This window comes from Pseudomonas sp. Marseille-Q5299, from assembly GCF_943737035.1.
Classification (GTDB): Bacteria; Pseudomonadota; Gammaproteobacteria; order Pseudomonadales; family Pseudomonadaceae; genus Aquipseudomonas; species Aquipseudomonas putida_E.
This window is the reverse complement of record NZ_CALSFR010000003.1, coordinates 1-21,974: the sequence shown is the minus strand read 5'-3', so window position 1 is coordinate 21,974 and position 21,974 is coordinate 1. Positions and strand designations below refer to the sequence as shown.

Sequence of the window (21,974 nt, the reverse complement as noted above, 5' to 3'; positions counted from 1 at the left end):
ATGAGCTCTAAGCTGTACCCGACCCGGTTGCCTTGCGGCAACCGGGTTCTTGATTTGTCCCGTACCCATGTCATGGGTATCCTCAATATCACCCCCGATTCCTTCTCTGATGGCGGGCGCTTCAGTCAGCGCGACGAGGCCCTGCGTCATGCAGAAGCCATGGTTGCGGCGGGCGCGACGCTGATCGACATCGGCGGCGAATCGACGCGCCCCGGCGCCCGTGCGGTCTCGGTGACCGAGGAGCTCGAGCGTGTGGCGCCGATGGTCGAGGCGATCAACAGTCGCCTTGATGTGGTGATTTCGGTCGATACTTCAACGCCTGCCGTCATGCGTGAGTCAGCTCGCCTCGGTGCTGGCCTGATCAACGACGTGCGTGCGCTGGAGCGCGATGGCGCCCTCGATGCCGCTGCAGATACCGGGCTGCCGGTGTGCCTGATGCACATGCGCGGTGAGCCGGGGAACATGCAGGACGACCCGCATTACGAGGATGTGACCGCCGATGTAACGCGCTATCTTGAACAGCGGATGGCGGCTTGCGCAGCAGCGGGTATCGGTGCCGAACGCATCATCCTCGACCCGGGTTTCGGGTTCGCCAAGACACTGGCGCATAACCTGAGCCTGTTCAAGCATATGGAAGCACTTTACAGTCTCGGGCGCCCGTTGCTGGTGGGTGTTTCACGCAAGAGCATGATCGGCCTGACGCTGGATCGTCCGGTTGGTGAGCGGCTGTACGGCAGCCTGGCGCTGGCGGCCTTGGCCATGACCAAGGGTGCCAGCATTCTGCGCGTCCATGATGTGGCCGAGACCGCCGATGTGGTGCGCATGATTGCTGCGGTACAGAACGCCGAATAAGAACATTGGAGTCCCTATGAGCAGAAAATACTTTGGTACCGACGGCATCCGTGGCCGCGTCGGCGAATACCCGATCACCCCTGACTTCATGCTGAAGCTGGGCTGGGCGGCGGGCATGGCCTTCCGCAAGCAGGGTAACTGCCGCGTGTTGGTGGGCAAGGACACGCGCATTTCCGGTTACATGTTCGAGTCCGCGCTCGAGGCGGGCCTTTCTGCTGCAGGTGCTGACGTCTTGCTGCTCGGGCCGATGCCTACCCCGGCCATCGCCTACCTGACCCGTACCTTCCATGCTGAAGCGGGTATCGTCATCAGTGCTTCGCACAACCCGCACGATGACAACGGTATCAAGTTCTTCTCAGGCCAGGGCACCAAGCTGCCCGATGAAATCGAGCTGATGATCGAGGAGCTTCTTGACCAGCCGATGACGGTGGTCGGCTCGAGCAAGCTGGGCAAGGTCTCGCGTATCAACGATGCCGCTGGCCGCTACATTGAGTTTTGCAAGAGCAGTGTGCCGTCCAGCACCGGCTTCGAAGGGCTCAAGCTGGTGGTCGACTGCGCCCATGGCGCCACCTACAAAGTCGCGCCGAGCGTGTTCCGCGAGCTGGGTGCCGAAGTGACGGTGCTGCATGCGCAGCCTGACGGCCTGAACATCAACGAAAGCTGCGGCTCGACCCACATCGAGTCGCTGCAGGCGGCAGTGCTGGTCGGTCACGCCGACTTGGGCATCGCCTTCGACGGTGATGGTGACCGGGTGTTGATGGTCGATCATACCGGCGCGATCGTCGATGGCGACGAGCTGCTGTTCATCATCGCCCGGGACCTGCACGAGCGGGGCAAGCTGCAGGGCGGGGTGGTCGGTACGCTGATGAGTAACCTGGGCCTGGAGCTTGCACTCAAGGACCTGGACATTCCTTTCGTGCGGGCCAAGGTTGGCGACCGTTACGTCATGGCCGAGCTGCTGGAGCGCGGCTGGCTGGTGGGGGGGGAGAACTCCGGGCATGTCGTGTGCTGCAACCACACCACCACCGGTGATGCGATCATTGCCGCACTGCAGGTACTGCTGGCGCTCAAGCGCCGCGGCGAGACCCTGGCGCAGGCTCGCCAGGCCTTGCGCAAGTGCCCGCAGGTGTTGATCAATGTGCGCTTCGGCGCCAGCAAGGTCGACCCCCTGGAGCATCCGGCTGTCAAGGAGGCCAGTGCCAAGGTTACCGAGGACATGGCGGGGCGTGGGCGTGTGCTGTTGCGCAAGTCGGGCACCGAGCCGTTGGTGCGGGTGATGGTTGAAGGTGACGATGAAAGCCAGGTGCGCACGCATGCCGAAGCCCTGGCCAAACTGGTCGCTGAAGTTTGTGTCTGAATTGGGCTTGCCAGCGCAGATCTGGTTGGGTAAGATCTGCGCCCACTTTGACCGACGAGGTAAAGCATGCGTCGCCCCATGGTAGCTGGTAACTGGAAGATGCACGGTACCCGCGCCAGCGTCGCTGAGCTGACTCAGGGCTTGGGCAATATGCTCATTCCCGAAGGTATCGAAGTCGCGGTTTTTCCTCCGGCCCTGTTCATCAATGAAGTCATTGATGGCCTCAAAGGCAAAGGAATCATCGTTGGAGCACAGAATTCTGCAGTACAGCCCGAACAGGGTGCGCTGACTGGTGAAGTTGCACCGAGTCAGTTGGCTGAAGTGGGTTGCAAGTTGGTGTTGATTGGTCACTCCGAACGTCGCCAGGTTATCGGTGAAAGTGAAGAAGTGCTTAATCGCAAGTTTGCAGCTGCTCAGAAAAGTGGTTTGACGCCGGTGCTCTGCATAGGGGAAACTCTACAAGAGCGCGAAGCAGGCAAGACGCTTGAAGTTGTAGGGCGTCAACTAAGCAGTGTTATCGACGCGTTCGGTATTGCCGCTTTTGCCAATGCAGTAATTGCCTATGAGCCTGTATGGGCCATCGGTACAGGTTTGACGGCCTCGCCACAGCAAGCTCAGGATGTGCATGCAGCCATCCGTAAGCAGTTGGCAGCGAAGGACGCCGAAGTTGCACAGAATGTGCAGCTTCTCTACGGCGGTAGCGTGAAGGCGGCCAATGCGGCCGAACTGTTCGGCATGCCGGATATTGATGGGGGGCTCATTGGTGGAGCATCCCTGAACGCAGACGAATTCGGTGCAATTTGTCGCGCCGCAGGAAACTGAACAAATGCTGGAAACAGTCATCGTTGTTTTTCATCTGTTGGCAGCGCTGTCGCTTGTAGTGCTGGTGCTGTTGCAACAGGGTAAGGGTGCGGAAGCAGGTGCATCTTTCGGCGCAGGTGCTTCAAATACTGTGTTCGGAAGCCAAGGTTCTGCTACCTTCCTGAGTAAATTCACTGCTATACTTGCTGCCACTTTCTTTTTGACAGCACTTGGGTTAGGATACTTCGCCAAGCAACAAGCTCACCAGCTTGGTCAGGCGGGACTTCCGGATCCAGCGGTGTTGGAAGTAAAGCAGCCAAAGCCGGCAGTAAATGATGATGTACCGGTGCTCCAGGAGCAGAAGAGCGAAACCACCCCAGCGGGTGACGTACCTCCTCCAGCCGAAGAGCAGAAGTAACGGGTTTCAAGAAGTAATATTGCCGAGGTGGTGGAATTGGTAGACACGCAACCTTGAGGTGGTTGTGCCCATAGGGTGTAGGGGTTCGAGTCCCCTTCTCGGTACCAATTAAAGCTTGAGAGCCCGCTTTAGCGGGCTTTCTTGCAGGTGGAGGTTAGATTGACCCAGCGACGGGTTCAGTCTTATACTTTCGCCCCAGCTTTGTCGCGGGGTGGAGCAGCTTGGTAGCTCGTCGGGCTCATAACCCGAAGGTCGTTGGTTCAAATCCAGCCCCCGCAACCAGCTTCAGCGGAGCCCCTTTTCAGGGGCTTTTTGCTAGCCGAACAGTTTACGGCGTCGTTGTCCAACGGCGCTTTCAGGGATGGGCGCTTCGCCCATTTTTTATTTGCACAGCATGCACGAGGGGGTTCAGGTGTCGAGCAAGCTAGAACAGTTGCAGGCCTTGTTGGCCCCGGTGGTCGAGGGTCTGGGCTATCAATGCTGGGGGATCGAGTACGTTTCCCAGGGTAAGCATTCGGTATTGCGCATCTATATCGACAAGGAAGGCGGCATTCTGGTGGAGGACTGTGAAGCGGTCAGCCGTCAGGCCAGCGCCATTCTTGATGTGGAAGATCCGATCAGCAGTGAATATACCCTTGAGGTGTCCTCTCCAGGCATGGATCGCCCGCTGTTCACGCTGGAACAGTTTGCCTCGCATGCCGGCGAACAAGTGAAGATCAAGCTGCGTACGCCCTTCGAGGGTCGTCGTAACTTCCAGGGCCTTCTCCGCGGTGTGGAGGAGCAGGATGTGGTGGTCCAGGTGGACAGTCATGAGTTCCTGTTGCCGATCGACTCGATCGACAAGGCCAATATTATTCCCAGTTTTGACTGAGACGTGCCGGGCCCGGCGGACTATCCGGGCCCAATGGCTTGCGCAAGGCGAGGCGTACGATGAGCAAAGAAGTACTGCTGGTTGTTGAATCGGTATCCAACGAAAAAGGTGTACCGCCCGGCGTCATTTTCGAAGCGCTGGAAGTGGCCTTGGCTACTGCAACCAAAAAACGTTTTGAAGACGAAGTCGACCTGCGTGTGGAAATCAACCGCCACACCGGTAGCTACGAGACCTTCCGTCGCTGGACCGTGGTCGACGAAGCCGATCTGGACGATCCGGCAATCGAGACCTGGCTGGCCAAGATCCACGAGACTCACCCTGAAGCCAAGGTGGGTGACGTGATCGAGGAGAAGATCGAGTCCATCGAATTCGGTCGTATCGCCGCCCAGACCGCCAAGCAGGTCATCGTGCAGAAGGTCCGTGAGGCCGAGCGCGCCCAGGTGGTCGATGCCTACCGCGAACGCGTTGGCGAGATCATCTCCGGTACTGTCAAGAAGGTTACCCGCGACAACGTCATCGTCGACCTGGGCAACAACGCCGAGGCGCTGCTGGCTCGCGAAGACATCATTCCACGTGAGACCTTCCGGGTTGGCGTGCGCTTGCGTGCGCTGCTCAAGGAAATCCGCACCGAGAACCGCGGTCCGCAGCTGATCCTGTCGCGCACCGCGCCACAGATGCTGATCGAACTGTTCCGCATCGAAGTGCCGGAAATCGCAGAAGGCCTCATTGAAGTCATGGCCGCTTCCCGTGATCCGGGATCGCGTGCCAAGATCGCCGTCCGCTCCAAGGACAAGCGCATCGACCCGCAGGGTGCCTGTATCGGCATGCGCGGTTCGCGCGTCCAGGCCGTATCCGGCGAGCTGGGTGGCGAGCGTGTGGATATCGTCCTGTGGGACGAGAACCCGGCGCAATTTGTCATCAACGCCATGTCGCCGGCTGAAGTCGCGGCGATCATCGTTGACGAAGATGCCCATGCCATGGACATCGCCGTTGCCGAGGACAACCTGGCCCAGGCCATTGGCCGTGGTGGTCAGAACGTTCGCCTGGCCAGTCAGTTGACCGGCTGGACCCTGAACGTGATGACCGAGAAGGACATCCAGGCCAAGCAGCAGGCGGAAACCGGTGACATCCTGCGCAACTTCATCGAGGAACTGGAAGTCGACGAGGAGCTGGCCCAAGTGCTGGTCGACGAAGGCTTTACCAGCCTTGAAGAAATTGCCTACGTACCGTTGGAAGAAATGCTCAACATCGATGGCTTTGACGAGGATATCGTCAATGAGCTCCGCGCTCGAGCCAAGGACCGTTTGTTGACCAAGGCCATCGCTACCGAAGAAAAACTGGCAGACGCCCATCCGGCCGAAGACCTGCTCTCCCTTGAGGGCATGGACAAGGACCTGGCGGCGGAACTGGCGGTGCGCGGCGTGGTTAACCGCGAAGACCTGGCCGAGCAGTCGATTGACGACCTGCTCGACATCGACGGCATCGACCAAGAGCGTGCCGGCAAGTTGATCATGGCCGCCCGAGCCCACTGGTTCGAGTAATTAGGCGCGGCCTGAGGAGAGAAGTGCATGACGCAAGTCACGGTGAAAGAACTGGCCCAAGAGGTCGAGGCACCGGTAGAGCGCCTGCTGCAGCAGATGCGTGAGGCAGGTCTGCCGCACACCGACGCCGGTCAGGTAGTGACCGACAATGAGAAGCAGACTCTGCTGACCCATTTGAAGAGCAGCCACAAGAGCAAGGCGGAAGAGCCGCGCAAGATTACCTTGCAGCGCAAGACCACCAGCACCCTGCGTGTCGCCGGTAGCAAAAGCATCAGCGTAGAAGTACGCAAGAAGAAAGTATTCGTTCAGCGCAGCCCTGAAGAGATTCAGGCTGAGCAGAAACGTGAGCAGGACGAGCGCCGTGCGGCTGAAAATGCCGCGCGTGACAAGGTCGACGCCGACGTTCGCCAGCGTAACGAAGAGCAGGCTCGTCGCCACGCGACCGCTACTGCTGCCGCTGCGCCGGCTGCCAAGGCCGAGCCGGCACCGGCTGCTGCTGCTCCGGCACCAGCACCGGCCGTCGCTAACGCCCCGGCTTCCGAAGACGCTGCAGCCCGTGCTGCCGAGCGCAAGAAGGACGAGACCCGTCGCAACGAAAGCCGTACTCGCGATGACGACCGTCGCCGTGGCGAGGCGCCACGTGTGTCGATCAAGGTCAAGGTGAAGGAGAAAGAAAAGGCTCCGACCCCTCGTGCCGCTCCGCGCACCACCGACGAAGAGAGCGATGGCGCTCGCCGTGGTCGTGGTGGCAAGGGCAAGCTGAAGAAGCGTAACCAGCATGGCTTCCAGAACCCGACCGGTCCGGTCATCCGTGACGTGACCATCGGCGAGACCATCACCGTCTCGGAACTTGCGCAGCAGATGTCGGTCAAGGCCGCTGAAGTCGTCAAGTTCATGTTCAAGATGGGCACTCCGGTCACCATCAACCAGGTGCTCGACCAGGAAACCGCTCAGCTGATCGCAGAAGAGCTGGGCCACAAGGTCACCCTGGTCAGCGATACCGCCCTGGAAGATTCCCTGGCCGAATCGCTGAAGTTCGAAGGCCAGGCCGAGTCGCGTGCACCGGTCGTTACCGTCATGGGTCACGTTGACCATGGCAAGACCTCGCTGCTCGACTATATCCGTCGTGCCAAGGTTGCCGCTGGCGAAGCCGGTGGTATCACCCAGCACATCGGTGCCTACCACGTGGAAACCGACCGCGGCATGGTCACCTTCCTCGATACCCCAGGCCACGCTGCGTTCACTCAGATGCGTGCCCGTGGTGCCAAGGCGACCGACATCGTCATCCTGGTGGTGGCGGCGGACGATGGCGTGATGCCACAGACCCGTGAAGCCGTTCAGCATGCCAAGGCAGCTGGCGTCCCTCTGGTGGTTGCGGTGAACAAGATCGACAAGCCTGGTGCTGACCTCGATCGCATCCGTAACGAGCTGTCCGTCGAAGGCGTGACCTCCGAGGAATGGGGTGGTGACACGCCGTTCGTCAAGGTTTCGGCGAAGATGGGTACGGGCGTCGACGAACTGCTTGAAGCCGTATTGCTGCAGGCCGAAGTCCTCGAGTTGACGGCCACTCCGACCGCGCCTGGTCGTGGTGTGGTTGTCGAATCGCGCCTGGACAAGGGCCGCGGCCCGGTGGCGACCATCCTGGTTCAGGACGGTACCCTGCGTCAGGGCGACATGGTCCTGTGCGGCTCCAACTATGGCCGCGTGCGTGCCATGCTGGACGAGAACGGCAAGCCTGTTAAGGAAGCCGGCCCGTCGATCCCGGTCGAAATCCTCGGCCTGGATGGCACTCCGGAAGCCGGTGACGAGCTGTCCGTGGTTGCCGACGAGAAGAAGGCCCGCGAGGTTGCACTGTTCCGTCAGGGCAAATACCGCGAGGTCAAGCTGGCCCGTGCTCACGCCGGCAAGCTGGAAAACATCTTCGAGACCATGGGTCAGGAAGAGAAGAAGACCCTCAACATCGTCCTCAAGACCGACGTGCGCGGTTCCCTGGAAGCACTGCAGGGTTCGCTCGGCGGCCTGGGCAACGACGAAGTTCAGGTTCGCGTGATCGGTGGCGGCGTCGGTGGTATCACCGAGAGCGATGCCAACCTGGCGCTGGCGTCCAATGCGGTGCTGTTCGGCTTCAACGTGCGTGCCGATGCCGGTGCGCGCAAGATCGTCGAGCAGGAAGGTCTGGATATGCGTTACTACAACGTGATCTACGACATCATCGAAGACGTCAAGAAGGCCCTGACCGGCATGCTCGGCAGCGATGTTCGCGAGAACATCCTGGGTGTGGCCGAAGTGCGTGACGTGTTCCGTTCGCCGAAGTTCGGCGCCATCGCTGGCTGTATGGTCATCGAGGGTACCGTGTACCGCAACCGTCCGATCCGCGTACTGCGCGACGACGTGGTCATCTTCGAAGGCGAGCTGGAATCGCTGCGTCGTTTCAAGGACGACGCTGCAGAAGTGCGTTCGGGCATGGAGTGCGGTATTGGCGTCAAGAGCTACAACGACGTCAAGGTCGGCGACAAGATCGAAGTCTTCGAGAAAGTCCAGGTTGCTCGTACCCTTTAAGGGCGAGCAGGGTGTCGGCCCCCGCCCCAGGGCGGTGGGCAGCCCCTCAGTAGGTAGCGCCCGGTCAGGCTTCAGCCTGACCGGGCGTTTGCCGCTTTAAGTTACAGGTAGCAAGAATGGCCAAAGAATACAGCCGTACCCAACGTATCGGTGATCAGATGCAGCGCGAGCTGGCAGAACTGATCCGCCGTGAAGTCAAGGACCCACGCGTCGGCCTGGTGACCATCACCGCCGTGGACGTCAGCCGCGACCTGGGCCATGCCAAGGTCTTCATCACCGTCATGGGTGAAGAAACGCCGGACGCAGTGCAGCAATCGCTCAAGGCGCTGAACAGCGCTGCCAGCTTCCTGCGCCTGCACCTGGGCCGCTCGATGCAGCTGCGCAGCGTGCCGCAGTTGCACTTCCATTTCGATGAGAGCGTCAGCCGTGGTGTCCACCTGTCGGCGCTGATCGAGCGTGCAGTGGCCGAAGACCGCCTGCACAAGGATACCGACGAGCAGGACACCAAGGAGTAACCGGTGGCCCAGGTCAAACGTATCCGCCGCAACGTCAGCGGCATCATCCTGCTCGACAAGCCACTGGGGTTCACCTCCAACGCCGCACTGCAGAAAGTGCGCTGGTTGCTCAACGCGGAAAAGGCCGGCCACACCGGCAGCCTCGACCCGTTGGCCACCGGCGTGCTGCCGCTGTGCTTCGGCGAAGCGACCAAGTTTTCGCAGTACCTGCTCGATTCCGACAAGGGCTACGAAACCGTCATGCAGCTGGGGCAGACTACCAATACTGCCGATGCTGAAGGCGAGGTCCTGCAAACCCGTGAAGTGACCGTTGGTCGTGCCGACATCGAGGCGCTACTGCCACGTTTTCGCGGCCCGATCAGCCAGATACCGCCGATGTACTCGGCGCTCAAGCGTGACGGTCAGCCGCTTTACAAGCTGGCACGTGCAGGAGAGGTAGTGGAGCGCGAGGCGCGTTCTGTTACTATTAACCGCTTGGAGTTGCTCGAGTGCGAAGGCACCCGTGCACGGCTGAGCGTAGGATGCAGCAAAGGCACCTATATCCGCACCCTGGTGGAGGATATCGGCGAGGCCCTCGGCTGTGGCGCCTATGTTGCCGAGCTGCGCAGGACCCACGCCGGGCCCTTCGAGCTGGCCCAGACCGTGACCCTCGAGGAACTCGAACAGGCCCACGCCGAAGGCGGCAACGAAGCGCTCGATCGCTTCCTCATGCCTTCGGACAGTGGCCTGCAGGACTGGCCGCTGATCGGCTTGTCCGAACACAGCGCGTTCTACTGGCTGCATGGCCAGGCGGTACGTGCTCCGGACGCGCCGCAATTTGGCATGGTTCGGGTACAGGATCACAATGGTCGTTTCATCGGTATCGGTGAAGTGAGCGAAGACGGGCGTATTGCGCCGCGTCGACTGATTCGGTCGGAATGATCGAAACCGCAGGCTTTGGCTCATGCTGTGGCCTGCGGATACAAGGGTGGCTGTCAGTAGGCACGGTCACACCTTTTTTATTAATACAGGGATTTGTCCCTGGCCTATTGGACCTGCTTGCGGGTTCCGTTATCAGGAGAAGCCACATGGCCCTCAGCGTTGAAGAAAAAGCTCAAATCGTTACCGACTTCCAGCAAGCTGCTGGTGACACTGGTAGCCCGGAAGTTCAGGTCGCTCTGCTGACCGCGAACATCAACAAGCTGCAAGGCCACTTCAAGGCCAACGGTAAAGACCACCACTCGCGTCGTGGCCTGATCCGCATGGTTAACCAGCGTCGTAAGCTGCTGGACTACCTGAAGGGCAAAGACACCACTCGTTACAGCGCCCTGATCGGTCGCCTGGGCCTGCGTCGCTAATAGCGGCCTGGTCAGTGGTGTGCATGGCGTGTCGCATGCTTCGCCAGCGCTGCTTGGCAGCGTTTGCGTCGGACACGCCACGCGTATCTTCGAGGTTGGCAGCCTGGCAACGCCGAGCGGTTTTTTCCGCTCGGCGCCAGGCTCCCAGCCTCGTGTTGTATCTGGACGGTCAATGGGGCCGATTCCCCGTTCTGCCCAAGAATTCGCAAGAAACCAGTTCCCCCAGAGCCACTGAAAAAAGGTAGGAAACCGTGAACCCGGTAATCAAGAAATTCCAGTTCGGTCAATCGACCGTTACTCTCGAAACGGGCCGCATTGCCCGTCAGGCAACCGGCGCCGTGCTGGTTACCGTCGACAACGATGTCACCGTGCTGGTGACCGTGGTCGGTGCCAAGCAGGCCGATCCAGGCAAGGGCTTCTTCCCTCTGTCGGTCCACTACCAGGAAAAGACCTACGCCGCCGGCAAGATCCCGGGTGGCTTCTTCAAGCGCGAAGGCCGTCCTTCCGAGAAAGAGACGCTGACCTCGCGCCTGATCGACCGTCCGATCCGCCCGCTGTTCCCTGAAGGCTTCATGAACGAAGTCCAGGTCGTCTGCACCGTGGTATCGACCAGCAAGAAGACCGATCCGGACATCGCTGCGATGATCGGTACCTCGGCTGCGCTGGCCATCTCCGGCATCCCGTTCGAAGGCCCGATCGGCGCTGCCCGTGTTGCCTTCCACGAAAGCACCGGCTACCTGCTGAACCCGACTTACGAGCAACTGGCTGCCTCGAGCCTGGACATGGTCGTTGCCGGTACTTCCGACGCCGTGCTGATGGTTGAGTCGGAAGCCCAAGAGCTGACCGAAGACCAGATGCTGGGCGCTGTACTGTTCGCCCACGACGAATTCCAGGCCGTTATCCAGGCTGTCAAAGAGCTGGCTGCCGAAGCTGCCAAGCCGACTTGGGACTGGAAACCTGCCGTTGCCAACACCGAGCTGTTCAACGCCATTCGCGCTGAATTCGGCGAAGCCGTTTCGCAGGGCTACACCATCACCGTCAAGGCCGACCGCTACGCGCGCCTGGGCGAGCTGCGCGACCAGGCGATCGCCAAGTTCTCCGGTGAAGAAGGCCAGCCATCGGCCAGCGAAGTAAAAGAAATCTTCGGTGAAATCGAATACCGCACCGTTCGCGAAAACATCGTCAACGGCAAGCCGCGTATCGATGGTCGTGACACCAAGACCGTTCGCCCGCTGAACATCGAAGTCGGCGTTCTGCCGAAGACGCACGGTTCGGCACTGTTCACCCGTGGTGAAACCCAGGCCCTGGTCGTCGCGACCCTGGGTACTGCCCGTGACGCCCAGCTGCTGGACACCCTCGAAGGCGAGAAGAAAGACCCCTTCATGCTGCACTACAACTTCCCGCCGTTCTCGGTGGGCGAGTGTGGTCGCATGGGCGGTGCTGGCCGTCGTGAAATCGGTCACGGCCGCCTGGCCCGCCGTTCGGTACAGGCCATGCTGCCTGCCGCTGACGTGTTCCCGTACACCATCCGTGTTGTGTCGGAAATCACCGAGTCCAACGGTTCCAGCTCCATGGCGTCGGTCTGCGGTGCTTCCCTGGCACTGATGGATGCCGGTGTACCGATGAAGGCACCGGTGGCCGGTATCGCCATGGGCCTGGTCAAGGAAGGCGAGAAGTTCGCAGTCCTGACCGACATCCTGGGTGATGAAGACCACCTGGGCGACATGGACTTCAAGGTTGCCGGTACTGCCAAAGGCGTTACCGCACTGCAGATGGACATCAAGATCAACGGCATCACCGAAGAGATCATGGAAATCGCCCTGGGCCAGGCCCTGGAAGCGCGCCTGAACATCCTCGGCCAGATGAACCAGATCATTGGCCAGTCGCGTACCGAGCTGTCGGCCAACGCCCCGACCATGATCGCGATGAAGATCGACACCGACAAGATCCGTGACGTCATCGGTAAAGGCGGCGCCACCATCCGTGCCATCTGCGAAGAGACCAAAGCTTCGATCGATATCGAAGACGATGGCTCGATCAAGATCTTCGGCGAAACCAAAGAAGCTGCAGAAGCCGCGCGTCAGCGCGTTCTGGGCATCACCGCTGAAGCCGAGATCGGCAAGATCTACGTGGGCAAGGTCGAGCGTATCGTCGACTTCGGCGCCTTCGTCAACATCCTGCCTGGCAAGGACGGCCTGGTACACATCTCCATGCTCAGCGATGCACGCGTAGAGAAAGTGACCGATATTCTGAAAGAAGGTCAGGAAGTCGAAGTGCTGGTACTGGACGTGGACAACCGCGGCCGTATCAAGCTGTCGATCAAAGACGTTGCCGCGGCCAAGGCCTCGGGCGTCTAAGCGACCTGCAACGTTGTACAAAAAGGGCCCTTAGCGGGCCCTTTTTTATTGTCTGCACGGAACCTTTTGCACACTTGCATCTTGCACGCAGATTTATCTCGCAGGTTGCAATTTGCACGATTGATGACTTGTTGTGATTTTAGTAAGTAGTTGATATGCAAGGAAAAAATTAAATATTAAAACCTGGCACAGCCCGTGCAACTACCTTCATACCTGCCGCCAGGACATACGGCGCAGACCTTTCGAAAAACAGGAGTGACTCACATGAAGAAGTTCGCCATTGCTGCCGCTACTGCTACTGCCCTGACCCTGACCATGGCTAATGGTGCGTTCGCCGCCGAGCCTGTCCAGGCTCCAGTCATGCTGGCTGCCAACGACACTGTGGACAACATGCAACAGGAAGGCTCCGACACTTGGATCACCACCAAAGTCAAAGCTGACCTGATGACTGAAAAAGGCGTTCCAGGCAGTGACATCAAAGTCGAAACCAGCCAAGGCGTCGTGTCGCTGTCTTCTGACGTGAAGGTCACCGATTCTCAGAAAGAAGAAGCGGTCCGCATTGCCAAGAACATCAAGGGCGTCAAGAGCGTCATGTCTGATGGTCTGAAGTCCGAATAAGGAATGTCCCGTCGGCCAAAGGATCTGGCCACCTTTCAAAACAGCCCCGGCCTTGGCCGGGGCTTTTCGTTACCGCTCAATTCACTGGGTTACGCGCGATAACGTTGCTTTCGAAATACTCCTGCTCGGCGATCAGAGGCTCTACAAGGGGGCGGCTGTCACGAAAGTGCGCAGTGCGGGTATGCGCTTCATATGCCTCGTCGTCGCGGTAGATTTCGTACAGGTAGATTACCTCCGGATCGACCCGGTCCTGTGACACATCGAACACCAGGCACCCGGGTTCCGTGGCCACGGAGGCGGCAGCGTTTACCTTGATGGCCGTGAGAAAGCGTTCGGCGCAACCAGGCTTGACGCGCGTCTTGATGAACAAGCTATACACATGAGGCTCCTTTTGTTTTAAATTCTATTATGAATTGTATACAAAAATGGAGTCGCGCTAATGTCTGAATTACCTGCCCGCCCCGGTCGTCTCAATGGCCTGCGCCATATCGCCCTGCTGGTGCCCAACCTTGAAGAGTGCGAGCGTTTCTATGTCGATGTGCTGGGCATGGAGGTGTTGAATCGGGCCAACGAGGATCTGGTCTACTTGACGTGTGGTAACGACAATCTCTCGCTGGGGCGGGGGGCAGGGGCTGCCAATGGCCTGCAGACGCTGGATCACTACGGCTTCATCGTCGACAGCGTGGAGGAATTGGAGGCCTGGTATCAGTACTTCAAGGCTCGTGGGGTGACCTTGCTGGACCGGCCTTTCAATCATGGGGATGGCGCGCGCAGCTTCCACTTGCTGGACCCGGCAGGCAACAAGGTGCAGCCGCTGTACCACCCGGCGGTATCCGGGCAGCGGCTTTCGTAGGAGCGGCCTTGTGTCGCGAAAGGGCTGCGCAGCAGTCCCAGGATAGCTGTGGCGCCGCTGATATCCTGGGGCCGCTTTGCGGCCCTTTCGCGACGCAAGGCCGCTCCTACAGGGCGCGTCAGGGCAGAAATTGTTTACTCAGCATCCAGATGCATCGGCGTAATCACCCGGCCATCTGATTCAGCCTGCCCCAGCGTGGTATCGATGAAATACACCCGGTCATCCTCAAGCTTGCCCTTGTCGACCAGGTAGTCCTTGATACTGCTGGCCCGCTCCTGGCCCAGGGTGCGCAGCAATGCGGCACTTTCGGCCCATGATTTGATTACCGCCTCGCGCAGCCTGGCGGTGCGCTCCTCGCGGCTCAGCTGTTCCCAGTCGGCCGGCGGTTGCTGTTTCAGACGGGTACGGTAGATGCCTTCGAGCATGGCCGGTTTGTCGCTGTCGTCGACCACCAGCATGGAGGCGTTGGCCGGCACCTTGTCGCCACGGCGTTGCAGGATCTTGTACCAGGTGGCCTGATACTCCCGCTCCAGGCGCTGCTGAGCGAGCAGTGGGCCATCACTGCTCTGGGCACTGGTGCCTTCGATTTCCAGGCGCAGTTCAGGGCGCTCCTTGAGGGCCGAGGCGAGTTTGTCCAGGGCCGATTGCGCATCGCCACTGAGCTCGCTGGAACCTGGGGCGAACGATACATTGCCGAGGTCTTGCGAGCCGCCGCCAGCAATCAGCCCGCCGATGAATTTGAAAGGCGCCTGAGCCGCACGCAGCACCAGGTTGCGCAATGTCTGCCAGACGATAGGCATGACGCTGAATTGCGGGTTGTTGAGGTCGCCGGTCACCGGCAGCTCGATCGAAATCTTGCCTTCGGTGTCTTTGAGCAGCGCGACCGCCAAGCGAATGGGCAGGTCGACCGCATCCGGGCTATCGACCTTCTCACCCAACTGCAATTGCTCGACCACCAGTTTGTTCTCGGCCTTCAATTGGCCATTGGTGATCAGGTAGTGCAGGTCGAGGTTCAGGCGGCCCTTGCGGATACGGAAGCCGGCGAACTTGCCAGAGTAGGGCGTCAGCGTGGTCAGCTCGACACGTTTGAAGCTGGTGGCGATATCCAGGCTTGCCATCGGGTTGAACGGGTTCAGCGCGCCTTTGATGGTAACCGGTGCATAACGGTCGACCTTGCCCTTGATGTCGACCTTGGCCGGCGCCGGCTTGCGGTTGTCGATGGTGCCGATCTGACCGTTGAGCTGCTGCACCGCCGTGGCGAAGTTAGGTGTCAGAGTGAGGTCGGCAAAGTTGGCTGAACCATCGTTGATGCTGATCTGCCCGATGCGGATGCCCAGCGGCTTGCTGCTTTGGGTGCTGGCCGGCTTGGCTTGGCTTGGCGCGGGGGCATTGGCAGGCTGCGGGATCAGCAGGTCATCGACATTGGTGGTGCGGTCTTCGTTGATGATGAAGCGGGCATAAGGCTGCAGCAGGGTTACCTTGTCGATCGACAGGGCATCACCGTGCACATAGGCCAGGCCGTCCACATTCACCTGTTGCCATTTGACGAAGTCGCGGTTCTTGATGGTGTCCAGGGTGTGCAGCTGGTTGACCTGCGCCTTGCCGGCCACGGTGAAGGCCAGTGGTTCGGTGCCTTTGAGGTCGACCTTGAGGTCGCTGGCAAGCATGCCGCTGCGCAGCTCCAGGCGGATGAACGGGCTGATGTAGGCCTGCGCAATACGCAGGTCGATGTCGCGTGTGCTGACATCGAGCCTGGCGCTGACCGGCGCCAGGTTGACCTCGCCACTGGCCTGCAACTTGCCCTGCTTGCCAATGCCGGTGTCGAGCTTGAGGGTGAAGGGCGACTGGTTGAGGCTGTCGAAACCCTGCATGTCGACGTTCAGAGGCCCAACGTCCAGCGCAACTGGCTCTTTCTGGCTACGGTCGGCCAGGTGCACCTGATAATTGCGCAGCTGAACGTCCTTGAGTAGCACTTGCCATGGCTTGCCTGGTTCCTTGGCTGCCTTGTCGTTGGCAGCCGGTTCTGCGGCGGCCGGCTCTGCCTTTTCCGTCGGCGTGGGCTTGGCCGGCTGGCTGGCGAAGAGTTTCTGCCAGTCGAGCTGGCCGTCCTGCTCCAGGGCGGCCCAGGTTTCCAGTTTTTCACTGCGGATCTTGCCCACGGTAACCCGCTGTTTGGCCAGGTCGATGCTGGTTTCGCTGACATCGAGGCTCGCCAGGCGTACCAGTGGGCGACCATCTGGCGCCTTTATGGCGAATGGCGCGACACGTACCGAGGTGTTGTCCAGCAGCAGCTCGGTTTCCTTGGACAGGTTGAGCGTGTAGTGCGTGTCGAGGTTGACCACGCCGTCCTCCAGCACCAGCGGCACGGCATCGCGAACGTAGGGCCAGAACAGCTTCATCTTGCCGTCGGTGATTTTCAGAGTGCCCTTTGAAGCTATAGGCGCAAGGCTCAAGGTGCCGTTCCAGTCGATGCGCCCACCGTTAGGGCCCAATGCCACCAACGTCATGTCAGCGTTGTCGTCCGGCAAGGTGCTGAGGTTTTTCAGCTCCAGGTTCATGTCGTCGTAGATGAACTCGATCGGCTCGCTTGGACGCGCATCGGCAAAATGCAGGTAGCCAGCGCTGAGCTTGATGCTGCCGATGCGCAAGGGGAACGGATCGGATGCAGGCTCTTGAGCTTTGGGTTCGCTGGCTGGCAGCTTGAACAGCTGGGTGAGGTTGAGCGTGCCGTCCTTGGCGAACAGCACTTCGTTGCGGGGTTTGTCGAGTTCGATCGCCTGCAGGTGCAGGGCGCCGCTCCACAGGCTGTCGAGCGCAAGGTTGGCATACAGCCGCTCAAACCCTACCTGTTCTTTGCCCGGTTCGCCGATCTGCAGGCCCCACAGCGTCAGCTCGAGGCTGAACGGGTTGAGCTCGATACGCTGAAGGTGCGCCGGCAGTGTGGCGTATTGGGCCAGCTGCTGGTTGGCGATGCGCAGGGCAACGCCAGGAACGATGAGGAAGCCAAGCAGGCTGTAGAGGGCCACGAGAGCCAACAGGGCGCCGAGGGCGCGAGTCAATCCTTTGTACATGTGTCGCTTCGTCTGTCCAGGCAGGAGAGCTTGGAGTATGGCAGGTTAAATCGGTTCCGCTGGGGGCGCGGCATTTGCGCTCACTCGATCCCCATGCGCCTTTTGGCGCGATGCGCCGAACCGTCACGCATGGCCCAACGCAGTACCGGGGCGGTGCGGCTTAGCCCCAAACGGATCATGCGCTGCTGCAGCGGGCCCTGATGCAGGCCGAGCATGGCCTGGGCCCAGGCCGGCAACAGGTCGATACCCGCTTGCAGCATCAACCTGCCAACCGGCTGGGCAAGACGGCTCGGTGCAGGGGCCTGAAGCAGGATCTCGATCACTTCCAGGCTGCGCGCGTCGCAGTGCAGTTGAGGGCGCATACGCTGCAGGTACTCGTCGACCTGCTGGCATGAACGGGGCACATCGCGGGCGCCGAGGCGTTCGGCGATCAGGGCGATTTCGTCGTAATAGGCATCCTGCTCGGTGCGTGACAGCTGCGGGTCGCGATAGCGCAGGTGGGCCGCGAGGAAGCTGCTGACTTCGGCCACATGTACCCAGGTCAGCAGATCGGGGTCGCTGGCAGCGTATGGACGGCCATCGGGCGCAGTCCCGGTCACTTGCAGGTGAATGGTGCGCACCTTGTCGATCAGCCACTCGGCGTCACGGGTCGAGCCGAATGTCGTGCCCGAAATGAATTGGCTGGTGCGGCGCAAGCGGCCGAGCAGGTCTTGGCGAAAGTTGGAGTGGTCCCACACGCCCGCCAGTGCCAGCGGGTGCAGCAGTTGCAGCATCAGGGCGCTGATACCGCCAACCAGCATGCTGGGGAAATCGCCATGCACCCGCCAGCTCATGCTGTGCGGGCCGAACAGGCCGGGGTCACCTTTGGGGGATTCCAGGTCGAGCTGGCCGAGGGCCAGCCCGGTGAGGCTCATGACCTGGGTTTCGATACGGCGGCGTAGGGCTTCCATGGTGACCTGTCGTTCAGGGCGGCCATGAACAGGTGCCGCCGGCTATTGGTTGAGGCGTTTGTCGATCAACCCCTGCACCACGCTCGGGTCAGCCAGGGTCGAGGTGTCGCCCAGGGTGTCGAGTTCGTTGCAGGCGATCTTGCGCAGTATACGCCGCATGATCTTGCCCGAGCGGGTCTTGGGCAAGGCCGGCGCCCACTGGATCAGCTCGGGTTTGGCGAAGCTGCCGATTTCCTTGCTGACCAGTGCCAACAGTTCCGCTTTCAGGGCATCGTCCGCTGTCACGCCGTTCATGGTCGTCACGAACGCATACACACCCTGGCCCTTGAGGTCATGGGGGTAACCGACCACTGCGGCCTCGGCGACGCTTTCATGCAATACCAGTGCGCTTTCCACTTCGGCGGTACCGATGCGGTGGCCGGAAACGTTGATCACATCATCGATGCGGCCGGTGATCCAGTAGTCGCCATCGGCATCGCGCCGGGCACCGTCGCCGGTGAAGTAATAGCCGGGCATGGGCTTGAAGTAGGTATCGACCATGCGTTGGTGGTCGCCGTAGACGCTGCGGATCTGCCCCGGCCAACTCGCCTTTATCGCCAGCAGGCCGGCGCCGGGCCCTTCGATCAGCTTGCCTTGGTCATCCAGCAGCACCGGTTGCACGCCGAACATGGGTTGTGTCGCACAACCTGGCTTGAGCTTCTGTGTGCCGGGCAGCGGGGTGAGCATGATGCCGCCGGTTTCGGTCTGCCACCAGGTGTCGACGATGGGGCAGCGTTTTTGGCCGACTTCCTCGAAGTACCATTCCCACGCCTCTGGGTTGATCGGCTCGCCGACGCTGCCGAGCAGGCGCAGGCTCTTGCGCGACGTACCCTGCAACGGGCCAGAGCCTTCACGCATCAGAGCGCGCAGTGCGGTGGGCGCGGTATAGAAAATATTGACCTTGTGCTTGTCCACCACCTGCCAGAACCGCGAGGTGTCCGGGTAGTTGGGAACGCCCTCGAACATCAGTGAAACCGCGCCGTTGGCCAGCGGGCCATAGACGATGTAACTGTGGCCGGTGACCCAGCCCACGTCGGCGGTGCACCAGAACACCTCGCCGTCACGGTAGTCGAACACCACCTTGAAGGTCATGGTGGCCTGCAGCAGGTAACCGGCGGTGGTGTGCAGCACGCCCTTGGGCTTGCCGGTGCTGCCGGAGGTGTAGAGGATGAACAGCGGGTCTTCGGCCTCCATGGGTTCAGGTGGGCAGTCGTCACCCGCGTTTTCCGTTGCCTGGTCATACCAGAGGTCGCGGCCCTCGCTCCAGGCTACATCGGTACCGGTACGGCGCACCACCAATACGCTGCTGACGTCCGGGCAACTGGCCATTGCCTTGTCGACATTCTGCTTGAGTGGGATGCGTTTGCCGCCGCGCAGGCCCTCATCGGCAGTAATCACGGTGCGGCAGTCAGCATCGAGAATGCGGTCGCGCAACGCATCCGGGGAGAAGCCGCCGAACACCACCGAGTGGATCGCGCCAATCCGCGTGCAGGCAAGCATGGCGTAGGCAGCTTCGGGAATCATCGGCATATAGATGCATACCCGGTCGCCTTTCTTCACGCCACGTGCCTTGAGTGCATTGGCCAAGCGACAGACCTGGCGGTGCAACTCTTGGTAGGTGATGGCCTTGGAGTCCGCAGGATCGTCGCCTTCCCACAACAGGGCGGTCTGCTCGCCGCGTTGGGCTAGGTGGCGATCGATGCAGTTGTAGCTGACGTTCAGCTGGGCACCTTCGAACCAGCGGGCTTCGCCGGTCTTGAGGTCGCATTGCTGTACCCTGGACCACGGTTTGATCCAGGCCAGGCGTTTGGCCTGTTCGGCCCAGAAGGTGTCGGGGGCTTCGACCGACTGGCGGTAGAGGCGGCTGTAGTCGTCGGTAGAAAGGCTGGCGGACTGGCTGACGGCCAGGGCCTGGGGGTAGTCGCGTATATCGAACATGGCAGGTGGTCCTTTGCTCTTGTCGGGGCGGTGGACTGCAACGGCTATTCGATTGGACAGTGTAGCTGGAAGAGGTGTTCAACCTGTGCCGGCGTCTTCGCGGGCTGGCCACGAAGACGCCGGCATCGGTCAGCCGCGGTGACGGCCGCGGAAGTAGTTGATCAGGCCCTGGGTGGAACCATCTTCGGCGCTGTCTTCCAGGCTGCCGACGATACGCTGGTAGACACCCTTGCCCAGCTCCTTGCCCAGTTCCACGCCCCATTGGTCAAAGGCGTTGATGCCCCAGATCACGCTCTGTACGAACACCTTGTGCTCATACATCGCCACCAGCGCGCCAAGGCGACGCGGGCTGATGCGTTCGACCACAAGGGTGTTGCTCGGGCGGTTGCCCGGGATCACCTTGTGTGGAGCGAGCTGTTCGATGTCGGCTTCATTCAGGCCCTTTTGGCGCAATTCGGCCTCGGCCTCCTCACGCGTTTTGCCCAGCATCAGCGCCTGGCTTTGCGACAGGCAGTTGGCGTACAGCCACTGATGGTGGTCGGCAACCGGGTTGAAGCTCACCACCGGGACAATGAAGTCGGCCGGGATCAGCTGGGTGCCCTGGTGCAGCAACTGGTGGTAGGCGTGCTGGCCGTTGCAGCCGACGCCGCCCCAGATCACCGGGCCGGTATCGGTCTTCACTGGCGTACCGTCGGTCAGCACGCTCTTGCCGTTGGACTCCATGTCCAGCTGCTGCAAGTGTTTGGTGATGTTGCGCAGATAATGATCGTAAGGGAGGATCGCGTGGCTGCGGGCACCCCAGAAATTACCGTACCAGACGCCCAGCAGGGCCAGCAGCACCGGCATGTTTTTCTCGAACGGCGCGGTCTGGAAGTGCTGGTCCATGGTGTAGGCACCCGACAGCAGTTCCTTGAAGTTGGCGGTACCGATGGCCAGGGCGATCGGCAGGCCGATGGCCGACCACAGCGAATAGCGCCCGCCGACCCAGTCCCACATGGGGAAGATGTTCTCTTCGCGGATGCCGAAGGCTACGGCGGCAGCCTTGTTGCTGGATACGGCGATGAAGTGGCGATACAGCTCGGCTTCCGAACCGCCCTGGGCCAGGTACCAGGTACGTGCGGCCATGGCGTTTTTCAGGGTCTCGAGGGTGTTGAACGACTTGGACGAGACGATGAACAAGGTGGTTTCGGCGCGCAGGTTGGCCGACAGCTCATGGAACTCACTGCCATCGATGTTGGCCAGGTAGTGGCAGCGCACGCCGCGCTGGGCGTAGGGCAGCAGCGCCTCGGAAACCAGTTCAGGGCCCAGGAAAGAACCGCCGATGCCGATATTGACCACATCGGTGATCGGCTTCTCACTGTAGCCACGCCACAGCCCGTCATGGATACGCCCCACCAGCTCGGTGATCTGGTTGAGTACCTTGTGCACCTCGGGCATCACGTTGACGCCGTTGACGCTGAGCTTGTCACCCACCGGGCGGCGCAGGGCGGTGTGCAGCACCGGACGGCCTTCGGAGGCGTTGATGATTTCGCCGCTGAACATCGACTTGATCGCATCCTGCAGGCCGACTTGTTCGGCCAGCTGCACCAGCAGGTCGCGGCTTTGTTCGTTGATCAGGTTTTTCGAGTAGTCGAGGAACAGGCCGCAGCAGCTCAGGGAAAACTCGTCGAAGCGCTTGGAGTCGGCGGCGAAGGCTTCGCGCATGCTGAAATCCTGCATGGCGTCGCGGTGCTGCTGGAGGGCCTGCCAGGCTGGCAGGGCCGTAACATCATGGGGTGTCCGGTAATACGCCATTGCGCAGAATTCCTTGTTGCGTAGTGTGGCCTTGGACAGGGGCGTCATGGCCAGGTTCAGGCTGGCCATCATTATAGGCATTGGTTGCGCGCAGGGAATGGGG

18 protein-coding genes and 2 tRNA genes are annotated in these 21,974 nt (G+C 60.8%); 15 read left to right on the top strand and 5 right to left on the bottom strand.

Going from position 1 to position 21,974, the window contains the following annotated elements; translation table 11 throughout:
* The 14 genes from folP to NGJ21_RS08755 all read left to right on the top strand — a co-directional run bounded on the left by folP (nucleotide 1) and on the right by NGJ21_RS08755 (nucleotide 13,226).
* Nucleotides 1-852 carry a dihydropteroate synthase gene (gene folP / locus NGJ21_RS08820; protein ID WP_046788151.1) on the top strand — a complete coding sequence of 284 codons (852 nt, stop codon included), beginning with the start codon at nucleotides 1-3 and terminating at the stop codon, nucleotides 850-852.
* A 16-nt stretch (nucleotides 853-868) separates the two neighbouring features.
* Nucleotides 869-2,209 carry a phosphoglucosamine mutase gene (glmM, locus tag NGJ21_RS08815; RefSeq protein ID WP_046788152.1) on the top strand — a complete coding sequence of 447 codons (1,341 nt, stop codon included), beginning with the start codon at nucleotides 869-871 and terminating at the stop codon, nucleotides 2,207-2,209.
* A gap of 66 nt (nucleotides 2,210-2,275) precedes the next feature.
* A complete protein-coding gene (gene tpiA, locus NGJ21_RS08810; RefSeq protein WP_039603947.1) occupies nucleotides 2,276-3,031 on the top strand; it encodes a triose-phosphate isomerase in 756 nt (251 codons plus the stop codon).
* A gap of 4 nt (nucleotides 3,032-3,035) precedes the next feature.
* Nucleotides 3,036-3,428 carry a preprotein translocase subunit SecG gene (gene secG / locus NGJ21_RS08805; RefSeq protein WP_012312651.1) on the top strand — a complete coding sequence of 131 codons (393 nt, stop codon included), beginning with the start codon at nucleotides 3,036-3,038 and terminating at the stop codon, nucleotides 3,426-3,428.
* A gap of 21 nt (nucleotides 3,429-3,449) precedes the next feature.
* Nucleotides 3,450-3,535, top strand: a tRNA-Leu gene (locus NGJ21_RS08800).
* 98 nt (nucleotides 3,536-3,633) lie between these two features.
* Nucleotides 3,634-3,710: transfer RNA gene (locus tag NGJ21_RS08795), tRNA-Met, on the top strand.
* Between the two features lie 130 nt (nucleotides 3,711-3,840).
* The gene (rimP, locus tag NGJ21_RS08790; RefSeq protein WP_042111874.1) at nucleotides 3,841-4,299 is read left to right on the top strand and encodes a ribosome maturation factor RimP; all 459 of its coding nucleotides are present in this window, start codon (nucleotides 3,841-3,843) and stop codon (nucleotides 4,297-4,299) included.
* 59 nt (nucleotides 4,300-4,358) lie between these two features.
* Entirely contained in the window at nucleotides 4,359-5,840 is a 1,482-nt protein-coding gene (nusA, locus tag NGJ21_RS08785; RefSeq protein WP_046788153.1) for a transcription termination factor NusA, read from the top strand.
* 27 nt (nucleotides 5,841-5,867) lie between these two features.
* On the top strand, nucleotides 5,868-8,399 hold the full coding sequence (gene infB / locus NGJ21_RS08780) for a translation initiation factor IF-2 (RefSeq protein ID WP_046788154.1): 2,532 nt from the start codon (nucleotides 5,868-5,870) through the stop codon (nucleotides 8,397-8,399).
* Nucleotides 8,400-8,515: 116 nt separating this feature from the next.
* The gene (rbfA, locus tag NGJ21_RS08775; protein WP_012312655.1) at nucleotides 8,516-8,914 is read left to right on the top strand and encodes a 30S ribosome-binding factor RbfA; all 399 of its coding nucleotides are present in this window, start codon (nucleotides 8,516-8,518) and stop codon (nucleotides 8,912-8,914) included.
* Between the two features lie 3 nt (nucleotides 8,915-8,917).
* Nucleotides 8,918-9,835 carry a tRNA pseudouridine(55) synthase TruB gene (gene truB, locus NGJ21_RS08770; protein WP_046788155.1) on the top strand — a complete coding sequence of 306 codons (918 nt, stop codon included), beginning with the start codon at nucleotides 8,918-8,920 and terminating at the stop codon, nucleotides 9,833-9,835.
* Nucleotides 9,836-9,981: 146 nt separating this feature from the next.
* A complete protein-coding gene (rpsO, locus tag NGJ21_RS08765) occupies nucleotides 9,982-10,251 on the top strand; it encodes a 30S ribosomal protein S15 (protein WP_012274241.1) in 270 nt (89 codons plus the stop codon).
* A 251-nt stretch (nucleotides 10,252-10,502) separates the two neighbouring features.
* Nucleotides 10,503-12,608, top strand: a complete 2,106-nt coding sequence (gene pnp, locus NGJ21_RS08760) for a polyribonucleotide nucleotidyltransferase (protein ID WP_046788156.1) — start codon at nucleotides 10,503-10,505, stop codon at nucleotides 12,606-12,608.
* A 264-nt stretch (nucleotides 12,609-12,872) separates the two neighbouring features.
* Complete coding sequence (locus NGJ21_RS08755) at nucleotides 12,873-13,226, top strand: BON domain-containing protein (RefSeq protein ID WP_039603841.1); 354 nt, start codon at nucleotides 12,873-12,875, stop codon at nucleotides 13,224-13,226.
* 76 nt (nucleotides 13,227-13,302) lie between these two features.
* On the opposite strand, the gene NGJ21_RS08750 is transcribed toward NGJ21_RS08755, so the two are convergent.
* Nucleotides 13,303-13,605, bottom strand: coding sequence for a heme-binding protein (locus NGJ21_RS08750; RefSeq protein ID WP_046788158.1), 303 nt, complete (start codon nucleotides 13,603-13,605; stop codon nucleotides 13,303-13,305).
* Between the two features lie 60 nt (nucleotides 13,606-13,665).
* Here NGJ21_RS08750 and NGJ21_RS08745 point away from each other — a divergent pair, with 60 nt between their 5' ends.
* A complete protein-coding gene (locus NGJ21_RS08745; protein ID WP_046788159.1) occupies nucleotides 13,666-14,079 on the top strand; it encodes a VOC family protein in 414 nt (137 codons plus the stop codon).
* Between the two features lie 134 nt (nucleotides 14,080-14,213).
* Here the strand turns inward: NGJ21_RS08745 and NGJ21_RS08740 are convergent, their stop codons facing one another.
* From NGJ21_RS08740 to pgi, 4 genes are all read right to left on the bottom strand, one after another.
* Nucleotides 14,214-17,150 (bottom strand): DUF748 domain-containing protein, encoded by a 2,937-nt coding sequence (locus NGJ21_RS08740; RefSeq protein WP_204919642.1) that lies wholly within the window; start codon nucleotides 17,148-17,150, stop codon nucleotides 14,214-14,216.
* 80 nt (nucleotides 17,151-17,230) lie between these two features.
* Nucleotides 17,231-18,100 carry an oxygenase MpaB family protein gene (locus tag NGJ21_RS08735; RefSeq protein WP_046788161.1) on the bottom strand — a complete coding sequence of 290 codons (870 nt, stop codon included), beginning with the start codon at nucleotides 18,098-18,100 and terminating at the stop codon, nucleotides 17,231-17,233.
* 42 nt (nucleotides 18,101-18,142) lie between these two features.
* Entirely contained in the window at nucleotides 18,143-20,077 is a 1,935-nt protein-coding gene (acs, locus tag NGJ21_RS08730; RefSeq protein ID WP_177010213.1) for an acetate--CoA ligase, read from the bottom strand.
* A 129-nt stretch (nucleotides 20,078-20,206) separates the two neighbouring features.
* The gene (gene pgi / locus NGJ21_RS08725; RefSeq protein ID WP_125923576.1) at nucleotides 20,207-21,871 is read right to left on the bottom strand and encodes a glucose-6-phosphate isomerase; all 1,665 of its coding nucleotides are present in this window, start codon (nucleotides 21,869-21,871) and stop codon (nucleotides 20,207-20,209) included.
* Nucleotides 21,872-21,974: the final 103 nt, after the last annotated feature.

Bases quoted from the DNA above. Each gene is read 5' to 3' on its own strand.
- folP (WP_046788151.1), top strand. From the start codon at position 1: ATGAGCTCTAAGCTGTACCCGACCCGGTTGCCTTGCGGCAACCGGGTT.
- glmM (WP_046788152.1), top strand. From the start codon at position 869: ATGAGCAGAAAATACTTTGGTACCGACGGCATCCGTGGCCGCGTCGGC.
- tpiA (WP_039603947.1), top strand. From the start codon at position 2,276: ATGCGTCGCCCCATGGTAGCTGGTAACTGGAAGATGCACGGTACCCGC.
- secG (WP_012312651.1), top strand. From the start codon at position 3,036: ATGCTGGAAACAGTCATCGTTGTTTTTCATCTGTTGGCAGCGCTGTCG.
- nusA (WP_046788153.1), top strand. From the start codon at position 4,359: ATGAGCAAAGAAGTACTGCTGGTTGTTGAATCGGTATCCAACGAAAAA.
- infB (WP_046788154.1), top strand. From the start codon at position 5,868: ATGACGCAAGTCACGGTGAAAGAACTGGCCCAAGAGGTCGAGGCACCG.
- rbfA (WP_012312655.1), top strand. From the start codon at position 8,516: ATGGCCAAAGAATACAGCCGTACCCAACGTATCGGTGATCAGATGCAG.
- rpsO (WP_012274241.1), top strand. From the start codon at position 9,982: ATGGCCCTCAGCGTTGAAGAAAAAGCTCAAATCGTTACCGACTTCCAG.
- NGJ21_RS08755 (WP_039603841.1), top strand. From the start codon at position 12,873: ATGAAGAAGTTCGCCATTGCTGCCGCTACTGCTACTGCCCTGACCCTG.
- NGJ21_RS08745 (WP_046788159.1), top strand. From the start codon at position 13,666: ATGTCTGAATTACCTGCCCGCCCCGGTCGTCTCAATGGCCTGCGCCAT.
- NGJ21_RS08740 (WP_204919642.1), bottom strand. From the start codon at position 17,150: ATGTACAAAGGATTGACTCGCGCCCTCGGCGCCCTGTTGGCTCTCGTG.
- NGJ21_RS08735 (WP_046788161.1), bottom strand. From the start codon at position 18,100: ATGGAAGCCCTACGCCGCCGTATCGAAACCCAGGTCATGAGCCTCACC.
- acs (WP_177010213.1), bottom strand. From the start codon at position 20,077: ATGTTCGATATACGCGACTACCCCCAGGCCCTGGCCGTCAGCCAGTCC.
- pgi (WP_125923576.1), bottom strand. From the start codon at position 21,871: ATGGCGTATTACCGGACACCCCATGATGTTACGGCCCTGCCAGCCTGG.